Here is a 20,261-nt window from a genome sequence, read left to right on the forward strand (position 1 = left end):
CTAGCATCGAAGGCATATTTTCGATTACAGCCGAGTTACGATTTTGCCCACTTTTACGATCGCCACCCGGGAGAGCCGTTTGGCACTCTGGCAAGCAGAACATGTCAAAGCCCTTCTCGAGCAGAGCGGGGCCTCGGTGTCCCTGTTGGGCATGACGACCAAGGGCGACCAGATTCTGGACCGTTCTCTCAGCAAAGTCGGAGGCAAGGGCCTCTTCGTCAAGGAGCTGGAAGTTGCTCTCGAAGACGGCCGTGCTGACCTCGCGGTCCATTCCCTCAAAGACGTCCCGATGGAGTTGCCCGACGGATTTGCGCTGGCCTGCGTGATGGAGCGTGAAGACCCCTGGGATGCCTGGGTGTCCGGCACCTATGCCAGCGTGATGGATTTGCCGAAGGGTGCGGTGGTGGGTACGTCAAGTTTGCGCCGTGTGGCCTTACTACGGGCCATCCGCCCGGACCTGAAGATCGAACCCCTGCGGGGCAACCTAGACACCCGTCTGCGCAAGCTGGATGACGGTTTGTACGACGGCATCGTGCTGGCAGCTGCCGGACTCAAGCGTCTGGGGCTGGAGTCCCGCATTCGGGCTGTGTTTGAGCCCGAGCAAATGCTGCCCGCTGCAGGTCAGGGGGCGCTGGGTATTGAAGTCCGTGCCGGCCGGCAAGACGTGGAGGCGGCATTGCAGCACTTGGTGCACCAGCCCACCTGGCTGGCTGTGAGTGCCGAACGTGCCGTCAGCCGCATGATGGGAGGAAGTTGCTCCATGCCATTGGCGGCTTATGCCACGATTTCCGGCGATGAACTGCACATCCGCGCAGCCTGGGGCGATGCAGAGGGTATCCAGCCGGTGGTCTATGCCCGGGCTTCCGGCCTTGCCAAAGATGCCCCAGAGGCCACTGCACTCGGCGAGCAGGTTGCCCGCGACTTGCAGGCTGCGGTTCAGGCCCAGACACGATAAGGCTACTTATGCGCGTCATCATCACCCGTCCCCAAGCTGAGGCCGCTCCGTGGCTCAAGGCTTTGGATGCTGCCGGCTACACCAGCTGGAGCCTGCCGCTGATTGATATCCGTCCCGCCGCTCAGTCCGCGCACGTGGAATCAGCGTGGAGCCGTCTGTCAGACTTTGACGCAGTGATGTTTGTCAGCCGTAATGCGGTGCATTACTTTTTTGAAGGAAAAGCGGCTGTAGCGCCCGTATTTACTGCGCAAGCAGCTATAGAAACAAGAGCATTTGTCACCGGCCCCGGCAGTTACTCGGCCCTGCAACGGGTCGGCGCGGAGCCGGGCTTTGTGGATGCGCCTGACTTCCATGCAGGGCAGTTTGATTCCGAAGCCTTGTGGGCCGTAGTGCGAAGCCGGGTCACGCCCGGTTACCGGGTGTTGATTGTTCGCGGTAGCACCATTGACGAAGGCGCCAGCGATGAAGGCTCCGGGCGCGACTGGTTTGCACTGCAGGTGATGGATGCCGGTGGTGAAGTCGAGTTTGTGGTGTCCTATGAACGCCAGCGCCCACAATGGGACGCATCCACCATCGCACAGGCCCAAGCCGCTGCCACCGATGGCACGGTGTGGGTGTTCAGCAGTTCTGAGGCCATCCGCAACCTGCAGCATGCCTGCCCCGGCGTCAGTTGGGCGCAAGCGCAAGCGGTGGTGACCCATGCGCGCATCGGCGATGCCGCTAGGGAGGCGGGATTCGGTCGGGTGCGGGAGTCCAAGCCATTGCTGCCGGCGCTGATGGCGTCGATAGAATCCTTGCAATGAATCCAGAAGCATCTGCCCCTGTGGCCCCCACCGTTTCTGACGCGCCCGCAGCGCCTTTTCCGGGTGCACTCCTCCCTACGGTCAAGTCATCCCGCCGCTGGTTGCGGGGTGTTGCGGTGGTGGCCGTGGCCGGTGTGATCGGCAGCGTCTTGCTGTGGCAAAAATTGGGCAATATCCAGGAGCAGTTGGCCCGCCAGACGGCAGAGTCCGGCTCCCAGGCCGGTGAAGCCCGCGCGACCGCCAAGCAGGCCCAGGAACTGGCGATTGAAACGGCCGCCAAGTTGGCCGTGTTGGATGCGCGTCTCAGCGAAGTCGCCTTGCAACGCACTCAGCTGGAAGAGTTGATGCAAAGCCTGTCGCGCTCGCGCGATGAAAATCTGGTGGTCGACATTGAATCTTCGCTGCGTTTGGCGCAGCAGCAGGCGCAACTGACAGGTAGCGTGGAGCCCTTGCTGGCGTCGCTCAAGTCGGCAGAGTTGCGTGTGGCCCGTGCTGCACAGCCCCGTTTGACACCGGTGCAGCGGGCTATTGCCAAGGATGTTGCCCGTATCAAAGGCACTGCTTTGTCTGATACCCCGGCTATGCTGGTACGGCTGGACGAGTTGGTTTCTTTGGCCGACGAATTGCCGGTTGGCAATGCGTTGCAGGCACCCAAGGCTGCGCCCAGTCTACAGCGCAAGACGGAGGAGACCCTCACCGGCTGGTCCGGTCGGATGCTGGAGGTAGTGCGCGAGGAGGTACGCGGCTTGGTGCGGGTGAGCAAGATCGAGAGCCCCGACGTGGCCTTGCTCTCGCCGGAACAATCGTTTTTCGTGCGCGAAAACTTCAAGCTCAAGGTTTTGAACGCACGCTTGGGTCTGCTTTCCCGCCAGACGGATGCCGCCCGTGCAGATCTGGTAGCGGCCTCCAACTCCCTGACGCGTTATTTCGATGCCGGTTCGCGCAAAACCCAGACGGCACAAGCCGCTTTGCAGCAGTTGCAAACCCAGATGCGGACGCTGGAAGTGCCCCGGGTGGATGAGACGCTGGCAGCGCTCGCTACTGCTGCTGCAGGACGCTGACCATGCGCTTTGCTCTCTGGCTGATGGCCTTGTTCGGTATGGCGGTAGCTTCTGCATTGTTTGCAGGCAATAACCAAGGCACTGTGACCTTGTACTGGCCACCTTACCGGGTCGATGTGTCCTTGAACCTCGTGCTGCTGGGTCTGGCGCTGGCCTTTGTGACGCTGCACCTAGCGCTGCGAGGGATCTCCGGTCTGTTCAGCATTCCACAGCAGGCGCGCCGCTGGCGTTTGTCCTACAAAGAGCGCACCATTTATTCCGGTTTGCTGGACACGATCTCGCATTTGGTAGCCGGCCGTTTTGTGCGGGCTCGCAAGGCTGCGGAGGTCGTGGTTGCGGTGGAGGATGCCATGCTCTCCAGCGGAGACGCCTTGCCCGATGCGGCGCGGCTGCGCACGCTGGCGCATTTGCTGGCCGCGGAGAGTGCGCACGCATTGCAAGACCGTGGCACACGCGAAACCCATTTTCAGCGGGCGTTGGAGGAAGCGGGCAGCAAGGATGCGAGTGACCTGCGCGATGGTGTCCAGCTGCGTGCCGCCCGCTGGGCCCTCGAAGACCGGGATTCCACCGGAGCAGTCCAATGGCTGGAGCAACTGCCCGTGGGTACCGCCCGCCGCACGATTGCCTTGCGGTTGCGTTTCAAGGCAGCGCGTCAGGCCCGCAATACGCGGGTGGCGCTGGACTCAGCCCGTGTACTGACCAAGCACCGTGCGTTCTCGGAAGTTGCTGGTGCCGGCATCGTGCGGGGCCTGGCGTTGGAACTTTTGCGTGGTGCGCATGATGCAGCGCAGTTAGAGCAGGCTTGGGGTGCACTGGATGATGTAGAGCGTTTGTTACCCGATGTGGCGCTCGAAGCGGCAGAGAGATTGCTGCTGCTCCAAGGCGACGTGGCGACCGCCCGTTTGTGGGTGTTGCCATTGTGGCAAGGCCAAAACCCCCAGGCTTCGGCACTGAGCTATGAGCAGCGTGTGCGCCTGGTCCGGTTGCTGGAGCGCAGTTTTATGTCGGAAGAAACCCAGCCCGATGGCGTCTGGCTGTCGCGTATTGAGGCCGCCCAGATGGCGCAGCCCGGTGACCCGCTGCTGCAATACCTCGCAGGGGTACTGTGTGTACGTTTGTCCCTGTGGGGCAAAGCCCAGGCACTGCTGCGTCAGGCGATCCCCATGCTCAAAGATGCCGACATGAAGCGTCGGGCCTGGTTGGCCATGGCCGAGCTCGCAGAACACCGCTTGGACACCAAGGGGGCGGCGGACGCCTACAAAGCCGCTGCCAAGGCGTAAAACCCTTGGTGACGCGCGTGCGCGTTAGGGCTATTATGGTTTCATGGCAACACTCATTGAACACCTGATCAAGCTCACGGACCACCGCGACCGTGATCTTCTGGAACTCACACTCTCCAAGGCCCTGATTGATCTGGTGCCCATACAGCGGGTACTGGTGTCCAAAGTGGTCAGCGAAGAAGGCATCAAGCGCTGGATGGACGTCACCGTGCTGGACGCCCGGGGCGGTGGCAAAGTCGTGGATCCTTTGCGCGTTGACTTCCAGACGCTACCCTTGCTCGAAGACAACCGTGACCGCCTGCATTGCATCCAAGGCCAAGAGCGTGTGGAAATTGCATGGGCGGGCGAAGACGGCCCCCGCATCACCTACCTGCCGCTCTTCACGGACCCGGTGGCGGGAGACGAAGGTGTGTTGGAAATTCATTCGGCCAGCCCTCTGCAGGATGACCAGTTGGCGGTGGTGGGGGACGTGTCCCGGGTATTCCGCAATATGTATCGGCTGCTGGCCTACAGCGACCGTGACGCCTTGACCGGTCTGTTGAACCGCAAATCCCTGGACGATACGTTTTACAGCGCAGTGCTCGAAGAATTGGGTCAGGTGGAAGAGACCGCAGCGGCTGCCCGGCAGCCAGCGCTCTCAGCGGGTCAGGAAAGACGTCACCGCGTCCCGCCGAATTACTGGCTTGGTACGATTTCTGTGGATAGCTATGGCGTGATCAACGACCAGCACGGGCATTTGATTGCTGAAGAAGTCTTGTTGCTGGTCGCCCGCATCATGAACAACACATTCCGCACCTACGACCGCTTGTACCGCTTCGGTGGCGAGCAGTTTGCGGTCCTGATGCATTGCCCGGATGAAGCCTTGGTTCTGGCGGCGTTTGAGCGCTTCCGAGCCAATATTGAGAAATTCAATTTCCCGCAGGTGGGGCGTCTTACCATCAGTGGCGGCTTCACCCGGGTCAGTCCGGACGACTCACCCAGCACCGCACTGGAACGCGCCGAGCGTGCCGTGGACTATGCCCAACATCACGGACAGAACAAGGTGTTCAGCCATGCCGAGTTGGTTCGCAAGGGCTTTTTCGGCGAAGCATTGAAGATCGGTGCAGTCGATATCTTTTGATATTCGGACTGCGTGAACCCAACAAAAAGGGCGCCCGATAGGCGCCCTTTTTGTTGGCCCTTGTCACCCCCTGAGGGATGACAAGTCCGGCCTTTACGCTGTTTGGTTTTCTTCAAACGGCAGCTTCATGTCGCGCAAGTCGCGGCGGGTTTCCACCAGAACCAGCGGGCGGTCATCCAGCACAACGGGAGCGGGACGCTCACGGGGCACATGGACCGGTTTGGGTTCGGCAGCAATGGCGGCTTGGACGGCGGCGATCTTGTCAGCGTCCGAATTCACCCATTGCAGACCGGAGCTGGATGCCACCTGAGCCAGTGCTTCAGTAGGGAGCGCATAGCTCACCACTTTGGGCATGCGGCCTTCGGGAGCGGCCACCACGGAAGCAGCAGTAGTCGTGGCGACAGTGACCGGCGCAGCTACAGGAGCGACCGGTGATGCCGGAGCTACTGGTGCCACTGCCTCAACAGGGGCTGCGGGAGCAGATTCCGGTACAGGTGCAGCGTCAAAGGTAGCGGGAGAGGCTTCTTGTCCGTCAGCCTGCTGGCGCTGTCCATTTTCACCACGCGGGCCGCGATTACCACGGTCACGGCCATAACGGTCGCGGGAGCGACGTTCGCGTGGTTCCTGGCCTGTGGTTCCTTCTGAGGGTACGTCGGTTGCTGAAGCAGCGTCTGTACCTTCAGCAACGGGCAACTCGCCGGGCTGATCTACACGGTTGGCCTCGTCCTGGCGTGGGCCACGGTCGTTGCGACGGCCACGGCCGTTGCGGTTACGACCTTCGCGTGGCTCACGCGCTTCGCCTTGCGACTCCGCGATTGCTTCCACGCCTTCTGCCGAAGCTTGGGCTGCAGGAGCTTCCGCATTCACCTCTGCGTTGCGGGTTGCGTTGTCGATGCGATCGCCATTGCGGGGACCACGGTTGCCGCGTTCATTGCGGTTGCCACGCTCCTGGCGGCCTTCGCGAGCCTGTGGTGTAGGTGCGCCGTCGGCTTGCAGGCTGACTTCAGCGCCTACGGCTTTGGACTGCTCGCCATCCATGCGCTCCTGACGGGGCGCATTGTTGCGCTCGCCGCGTTCATTGCGGTTGCCACGGTCTTGGCGTTCGCCGCGTTCACCACGGCCATTGCGTTCACCACGTTCGTTGCGGTTACCGCGTTCGGAACGCTCGCCACGGTTATCAGGGCGGGCCTCGTTGCGTGGCTCGCCACGACCTTCACCGCCGCGATCACCGCGCTGGTTGCGACCGCCGTTGCGGTTGCCATCGCGTCCATTGCGGCCTTCGCGCTTGTCATCGGTCTTGGCCGGCGCAGGCGCTACGGCAGGCGCAGGCGCGGCTTCAGGCGCAGCAAACAAGCTCTTGATCCATCCTAAGAATCCTTTGGATGCCGGAGTTGCAACAGGCGCTGCCACCGGTACCGGAGCTGCCTTGACGGGCTCAGGCTTGGGAGGCGCTATAGGGGCTGGTGCATCCGGTAGCACGCCCTTGATGACAGGGGTCTGCTTGTTGGTAGGCTCTTGCGAGCGACGGGTCACGCCGGTGGCTTCTTCCATGTCGTCGGCCATCTTGTAGCTGGCTTCGATGTGGTCCAGACGGGGATCGTCGTGCTTCAAGCGCTCGAGCTTGTAGTTGGGAGTTTCCAGAGTCTTGTTGGGCACCATCAACACGTTGATGCGTTGCTTCAGCTCGATCTTGGCGATTTCAGTACGCTTTTCGTTCAGCAGGAACGAAGCCACTTCCACGGGAACCTGGCACAGCACGGAGGCGGTGTTGTCCTTGAGGGACTCTTCCTGGATGATGCGCAGAATCTGCAAAGCGCTGGATTCGGTGTCACGGATGTGGCCGGAGCCGCCGCAACGGGGGCAGGGGATGGATGCACCCTCGGAGAGAGCCGGGCGCAGGCGCTGGCGGCTCATTTCCATCAAACCGAACTTGGAGATCGTACCGAACTGCACTCGGGCACGGTCCTGGCGCAGGGCGTCGCGCAAGCGGTTTTCCACTTCGCGGCGGTTGCGGGACTCTTCCATGTCGATAAAGTCGATCACGATCAAGCCACCCAAGTCGCGCAGTCGCATCTGGCGCGCTACTTCGTCGGCGGCTTCCAGGTTGGTGCGGGTGGCGGTTTCTTCGATGTCGCCGCCCTTGATGGCGCGGGCCGAGTTCACGTCCACCGATACCAGCGCTTCGGTGTGGTCGATCACGATGGCGCCGCCGGAAGGCAGGGTCACGGTGCGGGCATAAGCCGATTCGATCTGGTGTTCGATCTGGAAGCGGCTGAACAGCGGCGCGTCGTCACGGTAACGCTTCACGCGGGCTGCGTGCTCAGGCATCACGTGGGCCATGAATTGCTGGGCCTGCTCGTACACGTCGTCGGTGTCGATCAGGATGTCGCCGATGTCGTGGTTGAAGTAATCACGGATGGCGCGGATCACCAGGCTGGATTCCTGGTAAATCAGGAAAGCACCCTTGGCGCCCTTGGCGGCGCCGTCGATGGCACCCCATAGTTTCAGGAGGTAGTTCAGGTCCCACTGCAGTTCGGGCGCGCTGCGGCCGATGCCGGCGGTGCGGGCGATGATGGACATGCCGTTGGGGTACTCCAACTGGTCCATGTTTTCTTTGAGTTCGGCGCGGTCGTCACCCTCGATACGGCGGCTGACACCACCACCACGGGGGTTGTTGGGCATCAGCACCACATAGCGTCCGGCCAGCGAGATGAAAGTGGTCAGAGCTGCGCCCTTGTTGCCACGTTCTTCTTTTTCGACCTGAACTAGCAGCTCCTGGCCTTCGCGGATCGCGTCCTGGATGCGGGCATTGCTCGCAGACACGCCTTGCTGGAAATACTGTTTGGAGATTTCCTTGAAGGGCAGAAAACCGTGGCGGTCTTCACCGTAGTCCACAAAGCAGGCTTCCAGAGAGGGTTCTACACGGGTCACGACCGCTTTGTAGATGTTGCCTTTGCGTTGTTCGCGGCCTTCAATTTCAATTTCGTAGTCGAGGAGTTTTTGTCCGTCGACGATGGCCAAGCGGCGTTCTTCAGCCTGCGTGGCGTTAATCAGCATCCGTTTCATGGATTGCATCCTTCTTCAATAAGCACATGCCCTGTGTGGGGCTAACGGAGCCGGACTGACGAATTGAAGTGAGGAGGAATTGCCGGAGAACTTCAGGTCACACGAGGTGTCGAAGCGTAGGCGCGTGGATGGGGACGAGGGATTGCGTTTGTGAATCAGCTACAAAAATGCTAGCTGGTTGCGCTGGTGGTACCGGGGCTGCAGGCCGATTTGTGCCACCAAACGGAGCGAATACGCTCCGTAGGCACATGGTCATCAGGCTCAGCAACACAAACATCTCGTTTCATTCCGTCCGTCAACCGTGGGTTGGCGGACTTGGGGTATTCCGTATCAGGGTTTCAATTCGTAGTCTTGACCGTTGGGTGACACCGCCATCACAAGCAGCTGGCGTGTGATTTGCGGGTCGCGCCCAACGGCGGCTTCGACCTTCCAGCGAAGCGTTCAGTGGGGTGTGGACTAAACTCCAGACAAATCAACCACTTACGGCGCGTCGCTAGTGAAACACATTATAGAGGGCAATCTGCCCTCACCGGCCCCCCTTGCCAACTCCCAAGTCAAATCTGTGACGGTGGACGAAGACAGCGCCGGCCAACGTCTGGACAACTTTTTGATGCGGGAACTCAAAGGGGTGCCCAAAACCCATGTCTATCGCATCATCCGCAGCGGCGAAGTCCGCGTAAACAAAGGCCGCGCCAGCGCCGACACCCGTCTCGCCGTGGGCGACGTCATTCGCCTGCCGCCGGTGCGTACCTCCGAGCGTGCGGAACAGAAAACCGCCGCAATGGCCGAGCAGGTGGGCCGTTTCGTGCCGGCCAAGGATTTTCCGGTCTTGTTTGAAGATGACCATTTTTTGGCGGTCGACAAACCCGCCGGGGTAGCCGTGCATGGCGGATCCGGGGTGAGCTTCGGCGTCATCGAGCAGCTGCGCATGGCGCGCCCCAAAGCGACATTTTTGGAATTGGTGCACCGGCTGGACCGGGAAACCAGCGGCATTTTGCTTGTGGCCAAGAAGCGCAGCGCTTTAAAGAATTTGCAAGACCAGTTCCGGGAGCGTGAAACCGGTAAGACGTATTTAGCGTTGGTGGCAGGGCAGTGGCCGGCCAACAAAAAGGTATTGGATAAATCCCTACAGAAATACCTGCTGGCCGATGGCGAGCGCCGCGTGCGGGTGGTGGCCAAAGACCACCCGGATGCCATGCCGTCTTTGAGTCTGGTCAAGGTGCACTCCGTGACCCCGGCAGCCCGCACGGCGCAAACACCGCAACAAAAAGTCTATTCCTTGCTGGAAGTGACCATTAAAACCGGCCGGACCCACCAGATCCGGGTGCACCTGGCCTCGGAAGGCATGGGCATCGTGGGTGACGACAAATATGGCGACTTCGACTTGAACAAGGCGCTGGCACGTGACGATGGGGCTTTGGCGCTCAAGCGCATGTTTTTGCATGCCTGGCGTTTCCAATGCAATCACCCTGCGACGGGAGAGCGGGTTGTCCTTCAGACAGGTCTGCCCCCTGAGCTTGCCCGTTTTCTGCTGCAGGCCATTCCGGAAGAGCCGGGCGCGACGGCTCTGGTTCAGGGTTAAATTGGGGCATGAATTCCAACGCTTTCCGCCCCCGCCGCTTTGACCTGATCGCATTTGATTGGGACGGCACCCTGTTTGACTCCACGGCCTTGATCACCCGATGCATCCAGCTGGCGGTGAAGGACGTGGGCGGCACCGTACCGAGTGACAAAGATGCGGCTTACGTGATCGGTATGGGGCTGATGCAGGCGCTGGCCCATGCCGCGCCTGACGTGCCGCCCGAAAAATACCCGCAGCTGGGCGCCCGCTACAAGCACCATTACAGCGTGCATCAGAACGACATTACCCTGTTTGCTGGGGTGCTGAAGATGTTGGATCGGCTCAAAACCCGACAGCACCTGCTGACGGTGGCCACCGGCAAAAGCCGCGGTGGGTTGAATGAAGCCCTGCGCGATGTGAATCTGCAAGGCATTTTTGATGGCTCGCGCACCGCAGACGAGACTGCCGGCAAGCCGCACCCCCTCATGTTGCAGGAGCTGATGATGGAGTTCGGAGTGGCTGCTGACCGCGTGCTGATGATCGGGGACACCACCCACGACCTGCAAATGGCGGTGAACGCCGGGTGTGCCAGTGTGGCCGTGAGCTACGGCGCGCATGAGCCGGAGAGTTTCGCCGCGCTGGGCCCCCTGACGATTGCCCACTCGGTAGCGGAATTGGATGCCTGGTTGCTGGCCAACGCCTGATACTTATTAGCCTGACAAGGAGCCCTCATGCCGGACGCTGTTCCCGATACCCCCGGAATTGCCTTGTGCAACTCCGCTGATCTGGTGGATAGCGGGCTGGCGGTGCCCTTTGACGTGATCTATTGCGGGCAGACCTGTTATGCCTTTGCCATTCGCTACGCGGGCAAGGTGTATGCCTACCTGAACCGCTGCTCGCACGTGCCCATGGAGATGGACTACCAGCTCAACCGGTTTTTTGACTTAACCGGGCATTGGCTGATCTGCGCCACCCACGGTGCTATGTATTCCCCCCAGACGGGGCAGTGTCGCACCGGGCCGTGCCGGGGCAAGCTGGTGTCTATCGCCGTAACCGAGGTGGACGGCGTGGTCCGCTGGCATACTTCACCCCATCTTCAACCGGTATCTTTTTAAATGACCGACTTCAACTTCCCTTCTGGCCAACCAGAAGAGCCAAAAGCGCCAGTAACGCCCGTGGAATCTGCGCGGATAGCTCCTGAAAATATAGCAAAAAATGCTACTGGAACTGACGGCTGGGAGCGGGCTACGCTTGAAAAGCTGGCTACGGCCGCCTTGGTCGAACAGCGCGCAGCCCGTCGCTGGCGCAACGGCATCCGCCTGGCGTGGCTGGGGTTCCTGTGTGTGGTGGTCTGGTTGGGCATGCAGCAGAGCGGCACGCCCAGTGATATCTCGACACCTCACACTGCGGTGGTGAGCATCCATGGTGAGATAGCCTCGGGTAATGAAGCGAGCGCAGAAGTGGTTGTCGCTTCAGTGCGCGCTGCCTTTGAAGACCAAGGCGCCAAGGCGGTGGTCTTGCTGATCAACTCCCCCGGTGGCAGCCCGGTGCAGGCGGGCATCATCAATGACGAAATTCACCGCCTCAAGGCCTTGCACAAGAAACCGGTGTACGCGGTGGTGGAAGAAACTTGTGCCTCTGCGGCGTACTACATCGCGGTGGCAGCGGACGAAATCTATGTGGACAAAGCCAGCATCGTGGGCAGCATCGGGGTGTTGATGGATGGTTTCGGCTTCACCGGGCTGATGGAAAAGCTGGGTGTGGAGCGCCGCCTTCTCACTGCCGGCGAAAACAAGGGTTTCCTCGACCCGTTCAGCCCGCAGACCGACAAGCAGCGCGTGTTTGCGCAGGCCATGCTGGACCAGATTCACCAGCAGTTCATTGGCGTGGTGAAAGAAGGGCGTGGCAAACGCTTGAAAGAGACGCCCGACATGTTCAGCGGCTTGTTCTGGACGGGCCAGCAAGCTATCGACCTTGGACTGGCCGACAAGCTGGGCAATATTGACTTTGTTGCCCGCGAGGTGGTCAAGGCAGAGGAAATCGTGGACTACACCCGCAAGGAGAACGTGGCGGAACGCCTGGTCAAGCGCTTTGGTGCCTCCATCGGCGAAGGTGCCGTCAAGGCCGCGCGCAGTCTGCCTGCATTCCACTGAACATCGGCCTGGCTGGTTGATTTAGCGACCCAGGGCAAAAACCGTCGGTATGGCGTTGTCCAGCGCCCACCCGCTGTGTTTCCAAAGCTTCACTGTCTGGCTGTGGGTGGTGGCGCTTTCCAGCGTGAGCCCGCTGGATGTGGCCAGCCGGGTATTGGTCTGCAGGGTATGTAGCAGGCTCTGGAGCAGGGCGGTGTTGCGGTAGGGCGTTTCGATAAACAGCTGTGTTTGCCCGGTTTTGAGGGCCAGGGACTCCAGCTCCTTGATGCGCTTGACCCGCTCGCCAGGGTCTGAAGGCACATAGCCCACAAACGCAAAGTTCTGCCCGTTCAAGCCGCTGGCAGCAAGCGCCAGTAGCAGGGATACAGGGCCGACCAGAGGTACCACGCGTATGCCCAGCTCATGGGCTGCGCGCACCACGGAGGAGCCGGGGTCGGCGATGGCGGGCATACCTGCTTCACTCACCAGTCCCACGTCGTGTCCTTGCAGGGCCGCAGCCAACAAAGGCTTGGCATCAAAGCCGCCTTGGTGGTCGCCTTTCTTGTGGACCTCGCGCGGCAGCTCCTGCAGCTGCATCTCTTGAATCGGGGTGCATAAAGGGTGAGATTCGCCCACCCGCTTGAGATAGGCTCGTGTGCTCTTGGCGTTTTCGCAAATCCAATGGCGCAGGTTTGCCGCCCGGCTCAGTGTGTGCTGGGGCATGCTGTCAGAGAGGGGGCTTTGGGTGGCACAGCCGAAATCCAGCGGCGCGGGCACCAGGAACAGCGTGCCTGTCATGCGCCGGTGCTCAGCAAGTCCAGACCTGCGGCGCGCAGCATGCGGCAGGTGCGGATCAGGGGTAGCCCTACCAGCGCGGTGGGGTCGTCGTTGTCGATAGCGCTCAGCAGGCTGATGCCCAGACCCTCGCTTTTGGCGCTGCCCGCGCAGTCGTAGGGTTTTTCGGCTTGCAGGTAATGCTCAATTTCGGTGTCTGACAGGTCGCGGAATTGCACTTTCACTGCCGCCAGATCTTCCTGCACAAAGCCGCTGGCCAGGCACACCACGGCGACCGCGGTCTGAAAGATCACAGTCTGCCCGCGCATGGCTTGCAGTTGGGCGATGGCCCGTTCATGCGTGCCGGGTTTCCCGAGGGGCTGGCCATGAAGGTCTGCCACTTGGTCGGAGCCGATCACGATGCAATCCGGGTGCACTTTAGCCACGGCACGGGCCTTGGCGAGGGCCAGGCGCCGGGCCAGCGCCACCGGTGTTTCACCGGGTTGGGGGGTCTCATCTACGTGGGGTGCAGCCACGCTGAACGGCAGGCGAATACGCTCCAGCAGCTCACGCCGGTAGATGGAGGTGGAACCTAAAACGAGTTTTCTTTGCGGGGTGCTTTGCATGGGGTGATTCTCTTACACTGCGCGCATGAAACATGAATACTCGCCCCGCAGCCTCTCCATCAAAGCATTCGCCCAGGCCGCCGGTGACCTGGAATCCAGCCTCCCGCTGTCGGACTTTGAGCGTCTGAGCGAGGAATCGTTGGGGCCTATGGAAGGCGTTATGGTGGCGTTTGCGGCCCAAGGCGAAATGCAGGAAGACGCGGCTGGACAGGATGAGCCTTGGGTGCACTTGTCGGGAACCACTACGCTGACCATGACCTGCCAGCGCTGCCTCGGGCCCGTGGCGGTCGATATCGAGTTTGAGCGCTCTTTCCGTTTTGTGGCCAATGAAGCGTTGGCGGAGGTGGAAGACGAAGAGTCGGAAGAAGACGTACTGGTGATGAGCCGCGAGTTCAATCTGTTGGAACTGGTGGAGGACGAGTTGCTGATGTCAATTCCGGCGGTTCCCAAGCACGAGGAATGCCCCACCACCGTGAAGCTGGCGGCTGCCGATGCGGATTTCGTGGATGCACCCGCCGACAAACCCAATCCGTTTGCGGTTCTGCAGCAGCTCAAAAAGTAGGCCTTGGCGAGCGCCCTGACTTTGGGCTATAATCACAGGCTCCGTGTGCGGAACCCGCCGCGTTTTACTAACCCTAACCGTGTTGCCACCTGCGCAGCACCTTTGCCCAGGAGCCGATCATGGCCGTTCAACAAAACAAAAAATCTCCTTCCAAGCGCGGCATGCACCGTTCGCACAACGCACTGAACGTGCCTGGCATCGCTGTGGAACCAACTACTGGTGAAACCCACCTGCGTCACCACATCAGCCCCACCGGTTTCTACCGTGGTCGCAAGGTGCTGAAGACCAAGTCTGAAGCCTGATTCTTCTGAATCCCGCAAAGCCCGAAGCTACAGTTTCTGTAGCGACGGGCTTTTGTCATTTTGGGGCCGGATAATCTCCCGCTACCTTGTCGTTGGATTGAATTGCGCATGATTACGATTGCCGTTGACTGCATGGGGGGCGACCATGGCCCCCAAGTGACCTTGCCTGCGTGCACCGAGTTTTTGGATCGGCATCCTGATGCCGCTCTGGTGCTCGTCGGGCTTCCGGAGGCTTTGAAGGGCTTCTCGCATCCTCGCGCCACGGTGGTGCTGGCAAGTGAAGTGGTCTCCATGGACGACCCTTTGGAAGTCGCCTTGCGCAAGAAAAAAGATTCATCCATGCGGGTAGCGGTGCAACAGGTCAAAGAAGGCGCCGCGCAAGCCGCTGTGTCCGCAGGCAACACCGGTGCGCTGATGGCCATCTCCCGCTACATCCTGAAGACCATTGACGGCATAGAGCGCCCGGCCATTGCGGGCCAGATTCCGAACGCAAAGGGCGGGGCCACTACGGTGCTGGATTTGGGCGCCAATGTGGATTGCAGCGCAGAGCATTTGCTTCAGTTTGCGGTCATGGGTTCTGCTTTGGTGTCGGTGTTGAGTGGCGAAGAGTCTCCCTCGGTCGGTTTGCTCAATATTGGTGAAGAAGTCATCAAAGGTAACGAAGTCATCAAAAAAGCAGGTGAACTGCTGCGATCTGCCGCTAAAACGGGCGACTTGAACTTTGTCGGTAATGTGGAAGGCAACGATATTTTCAAGGGCACAGCTGCTATCGTGGTGTGTGACGGCTTTGTGGGGAATGTGGCGCTCAAGACCAGCGAAGGTCTGGCATCAATGTTCGGCACCTTCTTGAAGGCCGAGTTCTCTCGCAACATTTTGACGAAACTGGCTGCTATCGCTGCTTATTCGGTTCTAAATGCTTTCAAAAATCGTTTTGACCACCGTCGATACAACGGTGCAGCGCTTTTGGGCTTGCGTGGCTTGGTGTTCAAGAGCCATGGATCAGCGGATGCGATGTCCTTCGGCAATGCCTTGAACCGCGCGTATGATGCAGCCCGAAACAACTTGCTGGACCGCGTTCAGGTCCGCATTGCCCACGCTGCCGCTCTATTGACGGTGGCGGACGCAAGCGCATAAGCTGAACGGGGTGCCCACCACATCACCCATGACACGTTATTCCCGCATCACAGGCACCGGCAGCTATGTGCCTCCCCGTCGGCTGACCAATGCCGACCTGGCCGCTGAGTTGGCGGCCCAAGGGGTCGAAACATCGGACGAGTGGATTGTTGAGCGAACCGGTATCCGTGCCCGTCACTTCGTGGCAGACGGCGTGTACAGCAGTGACCTGGGTCTCGAGGCCTGCAAAAACGCATTGCAATCGGCAGGCCTGCAAGCCTCTGATATTGACCTGATCATTGTTGCCACGTCCACCCCGGATATGGTGTTCCCCTCCACGGCTTGCATTCTTCAGAACAAGCTGGGGGCCAATGGTGGCGCTGCTTTTGATGTGCAGGCGGTGTGCAGTGGCTTTGTTTATGCATTGACGGTGGCTGATGCCTTGATCCGCACCGGCTCTGCCAACAAGGCGCTGGTGGTCGGTGCTGAAGTTTTCTCCCGCTTGCTGGACTTTACCGACCGCACCACCTGCGTGTTGTTCGGCGACGGTGCGGGCGCAGTGGTGCTGGAAGCCTCCGATACCCCTGGCATTCTGGCCAGTGACCTACATGCAGATGGCAAGCATGTCGGCATCCTGTGTGTCCCAGGCCACGTGTCCAACGGACACATTCTGGGCGACCCTCTTTTGAAAATGGACGGCCAGGCGGTTTTCAAGCTCGCTGTAGGCGTGCTCGAAGACGCAGCGCGGGCCACGCTGGCCAAGGCCGGCAAAACCGAGGCGGATATTGACTGGCTGATTCCCCACCAGGCCAATATCCGCATCATGCAAAGCACGGCCAAAAAGCTGAAGTTGCCTATGGACAAGGTGGTCGTCACCGTGGACCAGCATGGCAATACCTCTGCAGCCTCCATTCCATTGGCCTTGGATTCTGCGGTGCGGGCGGGTCGGGTTCAGCCCGGCCAGAACCTCATGCTTGAAGGCGTAGGCGGAGGCTTTACCTGGGGCGCTGTGCTCCTGACTTTGTAGCTGCTTGCGCAAACTCCACGGGCGCTAGCGCCTGTTTTGACGGTGAAATGATATGAAACCTTTTGCTTTTGTTTTCCCCGGACAGGGCTCCCAATCGGTAGGCATGCTGGATGCTTGGGGTGACCATGCCATCGTGTCTGAAACCCTGAAGGAAGCTTCTGATGCTTTGGGCGAAGATGTTGCCAAGCTGATCCATGAAGGCCCCAAAGAGGCGCTGGCCCTCACGACCAACACGCAGCCGGTGATGTTGGTGGCCGCTGTGGCTGCCTATCGCGTCTGGATGGCGGAAACCGGCGTGGCGCCTCAGGCCGTGGCCGGTCATTCACTGGGCGAATATTCCGCCTTGGTGGCTGCCGGTGCGTTGACACTTGCTCAAGCTGCGCCCTTGGTTCGCCTGCGTGCCCAGGCCATGCAAGAGGCGGTGCCCGTAGGCGTAGGGGCCATGGCAGCGATTCTTGGTATGGATGCTACTAAAGTGATAGCTGGCTGCGCAGAAGCAACGGCGGCTTTCGGCACTTCCGGTGCTGAAGTCGTCGAGGCGGTGAATTTCAATGACTCCGCACAGACCGTGATTGCCGGCAGTAAGGCAGCGGTGGACAAAGCCTGTGAGATTCTGAAAGCTGCGGGCGCCAAGCGCGCGCTGTTGCTGCCGGTGTCTGCGCCTTTCCACTCCAGTCTGATGAAGCCTGCCGCCGAAAAGCTCAAGGCTCGCTTGGAAGACATCGAGATCGCTACCCCGCAAATCGCCTTGATCAACAACATTGACGTGGCGATCGAGATGGATGCAGACCGTATCCGTGATGCGCTGTACCGTCAGGCCTTTGGTCCGGTGCGTTGGGTGGAGTGTGTGCAGGCGATCAAGGCCCGCGGTTTGACCACCTTGGTGGAGTGCGGCCCCGGCAAGGTGCTGGCCGGCATGGTCAAGCGCATTGATGCCGAGATGACCGGGGCAGCCCTGTTTGACCCGGCCTCATTGGAAGAAGTGAAAGGTTTGTTGGTATGAGCGAAATGAAATATGAGGGCCAAGTGGCTTTGGTTACTGGTGCGTCCCGGGGCATCGGGGCATCGATTGCCCTAGAGTTGGCACGCAAGGGCGTCAAGGTCATTGGCACTGCCACTTCGGAGGCAGGTGCAGCCAAGATCCGCGAAGCGTTGGCCGCTTTTCCCGGTTGCGACGGTCGTACCTTGGATGTGACGGATGGCGCTGCCGGCGATGCCTTGGTGGATGCCATTGCCAAAGAGCAGGGCGGTTTGCACATTCTGGTGAACAACGCCGGCATCACCCGCGACACCTTGGCGATGCGCATGAAGGATGACGACTGGGATGCCGTCGTGGACACCAACTTGAAGGGCGTATTCCGCATGAGCCGGTCCGTGCTACGGACCATGATGAAGCAGCGCTATGGCCGCATCATCAGCATCACCTCGGTGGTGGGTGCGTCCGGCAACCCCGGCCAAGCCAACTACGCGGCCGCCAAGGCAGGCGTTGCGGGCATGACCCGTGCGCTGGCGCGCGAACTGGGTTCCCGCAACATCACGGTGAACTGCGTGGCCCCGGGATTCATTGAGACCGACATGACGGCCGGGCTGCCCGAAGAGCAGCAAAAGGCTCTTCTGGGCCAGATTCCCTTGGGGCATCTGGGCAAGCCTGCTGATATTGCACATGCGGTTTGCTACTTGGCTTCGCCTCAGGCGGGCTACGTGACAGGGCAGGAAATGCACGTCAACGGCGGCATGTACATGTAAGAAAAAAACCGCCGAAGTGTCCGAACGGCGGCCCGGTTAGAGACAAGTCTCTAGGGCGGGTAAAATCTCGGATTCTTTTACAACCCTTAGAGGGAACCCATGAGCGATATCGAAGTCCGTGTCAAAAAAATCATTGCTGAACAACTCGGCGTTGAAAAGTCCCAAGTCACCAACGAAAAGGCCTTCGTGGCTGATCTGGGTGCTGACTCCCTGGACACAGTGGAACTGGTGATGGCTTTGGAAGACGAGTTCGGAATTGAAATTCCTGACGAAGACGCAGAGAAGATCACTACCGTGCAAAACGCGATCGACTACGCGAACACCCACAAAAAGGCCTGATAGGCCTCTGCGGCGCCAATCAGGTTCCGCGCCCCCGGACCGGAACCGCAGGATGAATGCCTGTTGGTGTCCGGCCGGTCCTTTTGAATTCTCTTGTATCGCCCAAAGGCGGTATTTCTTTGACGAACTGCTGAACCCAGATTTCTATGTCCCGTCGTCGCGTTGTTGTTACCGGTTTAGGTTGTATCAGTCCCGTTGGAAATACGGTGACCGAGGCTTGGTCGAATCTGCTTGCCGGCAAGTCCGGTATTGACGTGATTTCCAAGTTCGACGCATCCGCATTCGCTTGCAAGATTGCCGGCGAGGTCCGCAACTTTGACTTGGAGTCGTACATCAACTCCAAGGAAGCGCGGACGATGGACACTTTCATCCACTACGGCATCGCAGCAGCAGTGCAAGCGGTGAAAGATTCCGGCTTGAAGACTAATGACGAACTGGGTGAAGACGAGGCCACCCGTATCGGCTGTGTGATTGGTTCGGGCATCGGCGGTTTGCCGATGATTGAAAACACCCATACCGAGTACACCAACCGCGGCCCACGCCGGATTTCGCCATTCTTTGTGCCGGCATCCATCATCAACATGACGGCCGGCCATGTGTCCATGCGCTACGGCTTCAAGGGTCCGAACATCGCGATTGTGACGGCATGTACTACCGGACTGCACTGTATCGGTGAAGCAGGCCGCATGATCGAGTATGGAGACGCAGACGTCATGATCGCCGGTGGCTCCGAAGCTACGGTTTCTCCGTTGGGTATTGGCGGCTTTGCCGCCATGCGTGCATTGAGTACCCGTAATGATGACCCTGCGACTGCATCCCGCCCTTGGGATAAAGACCGTGATGGTTTTGTGTTGGGTGAGGGCGGTGGCGTTATGGTGTTGGAAGAATATGAGCACGCCAAGGCCCGGGGCGCCAAAATCTACGCTGAACTTGCCGGTTTCGGCATGAGTGCCGATGCAGGCCATATGACCGCTCCCAACATGGATGGCCCGCGCCGTGCCATGTTGAGTGCCATGCGCAATGCCGGTGTCAACGCGGATCAGGTGGACTATTTGAACGCCCATGGTACGTCTACTCCCTTGGGCGACGTGAACGAAACCAATGCCATCAAGGCAGCTTTAGGTGTTCATGCCAAGCGTGTTGTGGTGAATTCCACCAAGTCGATGACCGGTCACTTGCTGGGTGGCGCTGGCGGCTTGGAATCGGTGTTCACTGTGCTGGCTTTGCATCACCAGAAAAGTCCGCCCACCATCAACATTTTCAACCAGGACCCGGAGTGCGACCTGGACTACTGCGCCAATGCTGCGCGCGACATGAAGATCGATGTGGCTGTGAAAAACAATTTCGGCTTCGGTGGAACCAACGGCACGCTGGTCTTCAAGCGCGTTTGATTTCCGCCGCAGCACGCTGAGGCACCATGCAACGCCCACCAGCGACCAGTTTTCAAATAGTTCGTTCGCAACGTGCGGGGCGCATCCTCATGGCGCTTTCACTCGCGTTTGCAGGTGTCCCGCTATGTGGCTGGCATGCTGGCATGCCGATGGCACATGTAGTGATTTTGGCAATTCTGTGGTCTGCTACATCGGCTTGGCTAGTCCATTACTGGCAACACATGCCCCAAGGGCGGTTGCGCTGGGACGGGGACTCCTGGTATTGGTCCGGGGTGGCAGAGCCTTTGAAGGCGGTTGCCATCCAATATGATTTCCAGACTTCGGTATGGCTTTTGCTGGTGCCAGTCACCGGTAGGAGCTTTGGGGTGTGGATGGATGCTGATCCAAGGCATATGTCGCATTG

20 protein-coding genes are annotated in these 20,261 nt (G+C 59.9%); 17 read left to right on the top strand and 3 right to left on the bottom strand.

Annotation, left to right across the window (positions count from 1 at the left end):
* The first annotated feature begins 43 nt into the window (after nucleotides 1–43).
* The 5 genes from hemC to ACOAP0_RS16175 are packed head-to-tail and all read left to right on the top strand — an operon-like array spanning nucleotide 44 to nucleotide 5,219.
* Nucleotides 44–955 (top strand): hydroxymethylbilane synthase, encoded by a 912-nt coding sequence (gene hemC / locus ACOAP0_RS16155; protein ID WP_498377242.1) that lies wholly within the window; start codon nucleotides 44–46, stop codon nucleotides 953–955.
* Nucleotides 956–963: 8 nt separating this feature from the next.
* Nucleotides 964–1,758 (top strand): uroporphyrinogen-III synthase, encoded by a 795-nt coding sequence (locus ACOAP0_RS16160; RefSeq protein ID WP_498377244.1) that lies wholly within the window; start codon nucleotides 964–966, stop codon nucleotides 1,756–1,758.
* Nucleotides 1,755–2,819: a uroporphyrinogen-III C-methyltransferase gene (locus ACOAP0_RS16165; protein ID WP_498377245.1), complete on the top strand. Its 1,065-nt coding sequence runs from the start codon at nucleotides 1,755–1,757 to the stop codon at nucleotides 2,817–2,819. Before ACOAP0_RS16160 ends, ACOAP0_RS16165 begins: the two co-directional genes overlap by 4 nt.
* 2 nt (nucleotides 2,820–2,821) lie before the next feature.
* Nucleotides 2,822–4,099, top strand: coding sequence for a heme biosynthesis protein HemY (locus ACOAP0_RS16170; RefSeq protein ID WP_498377247.1), 1,278 nt, complete (start codon nucleotides 2,822–2,824; stop codon nucleotides 4,097–4,099).
* Nucleotides 4,100–4,142: 43 nt separating this feature from the next.
* Nucleotides 4,143–5,219 (top strand): GGDEF domain-containing protein, encoded by a 1,077-nt coding sequence (locus ACOAP0_RS16175; RefSeq protein ID WP_087496844.1) that lies wholly within the window; start codon nucleotides 4,143–4,145, stop codon nucleotides 5,217–5,219.
* A gap of 93 nt (nucleotides 5,220–5,312) precedes the next feature.
* Here the strand turns inward: ACOAP0_RS16175 and ACOAP0_RS16180 are convergent, their stop codons facing one another.
* Nucleotides 5,313–8,285, bottom strand: a complete 2,973-nt coding sequence (locus ACOAP0_RS16180; RefSeq protein WP_498391471.1) for an Rne/Rng family ribonuclease — start codon at nucleotides 8,283–8,285, stop codon at nucleotides 5,313–5,315.
* Nucleotides 8,286–8,781: 496 nt separating this feature from the next.
* Here ACOAP0_RS16180 and ACOAP0_RS16185 point away from each other — a divergent pair, with 496 nt between their 5' ends.
* Genes ACOAP0_RS16185 through ACOAP0_RS16200 form a run of 4 tightly spaced genes read left to right on the top strand, consistent with a single transcriptional unit; the run spans nucleotide 8,782 to nucleotide 11,999 of the window.
* The gene (locus ACOAP0_RS16185) at nucleotides 8,782–9,867 is read left to right on the top strand and encodes an RluA family pseudouridine synthase (protein WP_498377249.1); all 1,086 of its coding nucleotides are present in this window, start codon (nucleotides 8,782–8,784) and stop codon (nucleotides 9,865–9,867) included.
* Between the two features lie 8 nt (nucleotides 9,868–9,875).
* The gene (locus ACOAP0_RS16190; protein WP_498377250.1) at nucleotides 9,876–10,550 is read left to right on the top strand and encodes an HAD family hydrolase; all 675 of its coding nucleotides are present in this window, start codon (nucleotides 9,876–9,878) and stop codon (nucleotides 10,548–10,550) included.
* 27 nt (nucleotides 10,551–10,577) lie between these two features.
* Nucleotides 10,578–10,961: a Rieske (2Fe-2S) protein gene (locus ACOAP0_RS16195; RefSeq protein WP_498377251.1), complete on the top strand. Its 384-nt coding sequence runs from the start codon at nucleotides 10,578–10,580 to the stop codon at nucleotides 10,959–10,961.
* Nucleotides 10,962–11,999, top strand: coding sequence for a S49 family peptidase (locus ACOAP0_RS16200; protein WP_498377252.1), 1,038 nt, complete (start codon nucleotides 10,962–10,964; stop codon nucleotides 11,997–11,999).
* 21 nt (nucleotides 12,000–12,020) lie between these two features.
* Here ACOAP0_RS16200 and ACOAP0_RS16205 read toward each other — a convergent pair whose 3' ends face one another.
* Nucleotides 12,021–12,776 (bottom strand): SAM-dependent methyltransferase, encoded by a 756-nt coding sequence (locus ACOAP0_RS16205; protein WP_498391472.1) that lies wholly within the window; start codon nucleotides 12,774–12,776, stop codon nucleotides 12,021–12,023.
* Complete coding sequence (locus tag ACOAP0_RS16210; RefSeq protein ID WP_498377254.1) at nucleotides 12,773–13,378, bottom strand: Maf family nucleotide pyrophosphatase; 606 nt, start codon at nucleotides 13,376–13,378, stop codon at nucleotides 12,773–12,775. Before ACOAP0_RS16210 ends, ACOAP0_RS16205 begins: the two co-directional genes overlap by 4 nt.
* Nucleotides 13,379–13,403: 25 nt before the next feature.
* On the opposite strand from ACOAP0_RS16210, the gene ACOAP0_RS16215 reads away from it, so the two are divergent.
* The 8 genes from ACOAP0_RS16215 (at nucleotide 13,404) to fabF (ending at nucleotide 19,858) form a co-directional block, all read left to right on the top strand.
* Entirely contained in the window at nucleotides 13,404–13,940 is a 537-nt protein-coding gene (locus ACOAP0_RS16215) for a YceD family protein (RefSeq protein ID WP_498377255.1), read from the top strand.
* Nucleotides 13,941–14,059: 119 nt separating this feature from the next.
* Nucleotides 14,060–14,242: a 50S ribosomal protein L32 gene (gene rpmF / locus ACOAP0_RS16220; protein ID WP_087496852.1), complete on the top strand. Its 183-nt coding sequence runs from the start codon at nucleotides 14,060–14,062 to the stop codon at nucleotides 14,240–14,242.
* Nucleotides 14,243–14,350: 108 nt separating this feature from the next.
* Nucleotides 14,351–15,376 carry a phosphate acyltransferase PlsX gene (plsX, locus tag ACOAP0_RS16225; RefSeq protein WP_498377257.1) on the top strand — a complete coding sequence of 342 codons (1,026 nt, stop codon included), beginning with the start codon at nucleotides 14,351–14,353 and terminating at the stop codon, nucleotides 15,374–15,376.
* A 28-nt stretch (nucleotides 15,377–15,404) separates the two neighbouring features.
* Entirely contained in the window at nucleotides 15,405–16,382 is a 978-nt protein-coding gene (locus tag ACOAP0_RS16230; RefSeq protein WP_498377258.1) for a beta-ketoacyl-ACP synthase III, read from the top strand.
* A gap of 52 nt (nucleotides 16,383–16,434) precedes the next feature.
* Nucleotides 16,435–17,385, top strand: a complete 951-nt coding sequence (gene fabD / locus ACOAP0_RS16235; RefSeq protein ID WP_498377259.1) for an ACP S-malonyltransferase — start codon at nucleotides 16,435–16,437, stop codon at nucleotides 17,383–17,385.
* Nucleotides 17,382–18,128, top strand: coding sequence for a 3-oxoacyl-ACP reductase FabG (fabG, locus tag ACOAP0_RS16240; RefSeq protein ID WP_498377260.1), 747 nt, complete (start codon nucleotides 17,382–17,384; stop codon nucleotides 18,126–18,128). The genes fabD and fabG overlap by 4 nt, the downstream gene beginning before the upstream one ends.
* Before the next feature lie 99 nt (nucleotides 18,129–18,227).
* Nucleotides 18,228–18,467 carry an acyl carrier protein gene (gene acpP / locus ACOAP0_RS16245; protein ID WP_498377261.1) on the top strand — a complete coding sequence of 80 codons (240 nt, stop codon included), beginning with the start codon at nucleotides 18,228–18,230 and terminating at the stop codon, nucleotides 18,465–18,467.
* A 146-nt stretch (nucleotides 18,468–18,613) separates the two neighbouring features.
* On the top strand, nucleotides 18,614–19,858 hold the full coding sequence (fabF, locus tag ACOAP0_RS16250) for a beta-ketoacyl-ACP synthase II (RefSeq protein ID WP_498377262.1): 1,245 nt from the start codon (nucleotides 18,614–18,616) through the stop codon (nucleotides 19,856–19,858).
* The last annotated feature ends 403 nt before the right edge of the window (nucleotides 19,859–20,261 follow it).

The sequence above is a fragment of the Curvibacter sp. Hmag1.1 genome, from assembly GCF_059769165.1.

Coding starts and splice junctions, on each gene's coding strand:
- ACOAP0_RS16160 (WP_498377244.1), top strand. CDS start 964: ATGCGCGTCATCATCACCCGTCCCCAAGCTGAGGCCGCTCCGTGGCTC.
- ACOAP0_RS16165 (WP_498377245.1), top strand. CDS start 1,755: ATGAATCCAGAAGCATCTGCCCCTGTGGCCCCCACCGTTTCTGACGCG.
- ACOAP0_RS16170 (WP_498377247.1), top strand. CDS start 2,822: ATGCGCTTTGCTCTCTGGCTGATGGCCTTGTTCGGTATGGCGGTAGCT.
- ACOAP0_RS16175 (WP_087496844.1), top strand. CDS start 4,143: ATGGCAACACTCATTGAACACCTGATCAAGCTCACGGACCACCGCGAC.
- ACOAP0_RS16180 (WP_498391471.1), bottom strand. CDS start 8,285: ATGAAACGGATGCTGATTAACGCCACGCAGGCTGAAGAACGCCGCTTG.
- ACOAP0_RS16190 (WP_498377250.1), top strand. CDS start 9,876: ATGAATTCCAACGCTTTCCGCCCCCGCCGCTTTGACCTGATCGCATTT.
- ACOAP0_RS16195 (WP_498377251.1), top strand. CDS start 10,578: ATGCCGGACGCTGTTCCCGATACCCCCGGAATTGCCTTGTGCAACTCC.
- ACOAP0_RS16200 (WP_498377252.1), top strand. CDS start 10,962: ATGACCGACTTCAACTTCCCTTCTGGCCAACCAGAAGAGCCAAAAGCG.
- ACOAP0_RS16205 (WP_498391472.1), bottom strand. CDS start 12,776: ATGACAGGCACGCTGTTCCTGGTGCCCGCGCCGCTGGATTTCGGCTGT.
- ACOAP0_RS16210 (WP_498377254.1), bottom strand. CDS start 13,378: ATGCAAAGCACCCCGCAAAGAAAACTCGTTTTAGGTTCCACCTCCATC.
- ACOAP0_RS16215 (WP_498377255.1), top strand. CDS start 13,404: ATGAAACATGAATACTCGCCCCGCAGCCTCTCCATCAAAGCATTCGCC.
- rpmF (WP_087496852.1), top strand. CDS start 14,060: ATGGCCGTTCAACAAAACAAAAAATCTCCTTCCAAGCGCGGCATGCAC.
- plsX (WP_498377257.1), top strand. CDS start 14,351: ATGATTACGATTGCCGTTGACTGCATGGGGGGCGACCATGGCCCCCAA.
- ACOAP0_RS16230 (WP_498377258.1), top strand. CDS start 15,405: ATGACACGTTATTCCCGCATCACAGGCACCGGCAGCTATGTGCCTCCC.
- fabD (WP_498377259.1), top strand. CDS start 16,435: ATGAAACCTTTTGCTTTTGTTTTCCCCGGACAGGGCTCCCAATCGGTA.
- fabG (WP_498377260.1), top strand. CDS start 17,382: ATGAGCGAAATGAAATATGAGGGCCAAGTGGCTTTGGTTACTGGTGCG.
- acpP (WP_498377261.1), top strand. CDS start 18,228: ATGAGCGATATCGAAGTCCGTGTCAAAAAAATCATTGCTGAACAACTC.
- fabF (WP_498377262.1), top strand. CDS start 18,614: ATGTCCCGTCGTCGCGTTGTTGTTACCGGTTTAGGTTGTATCAGTCCC.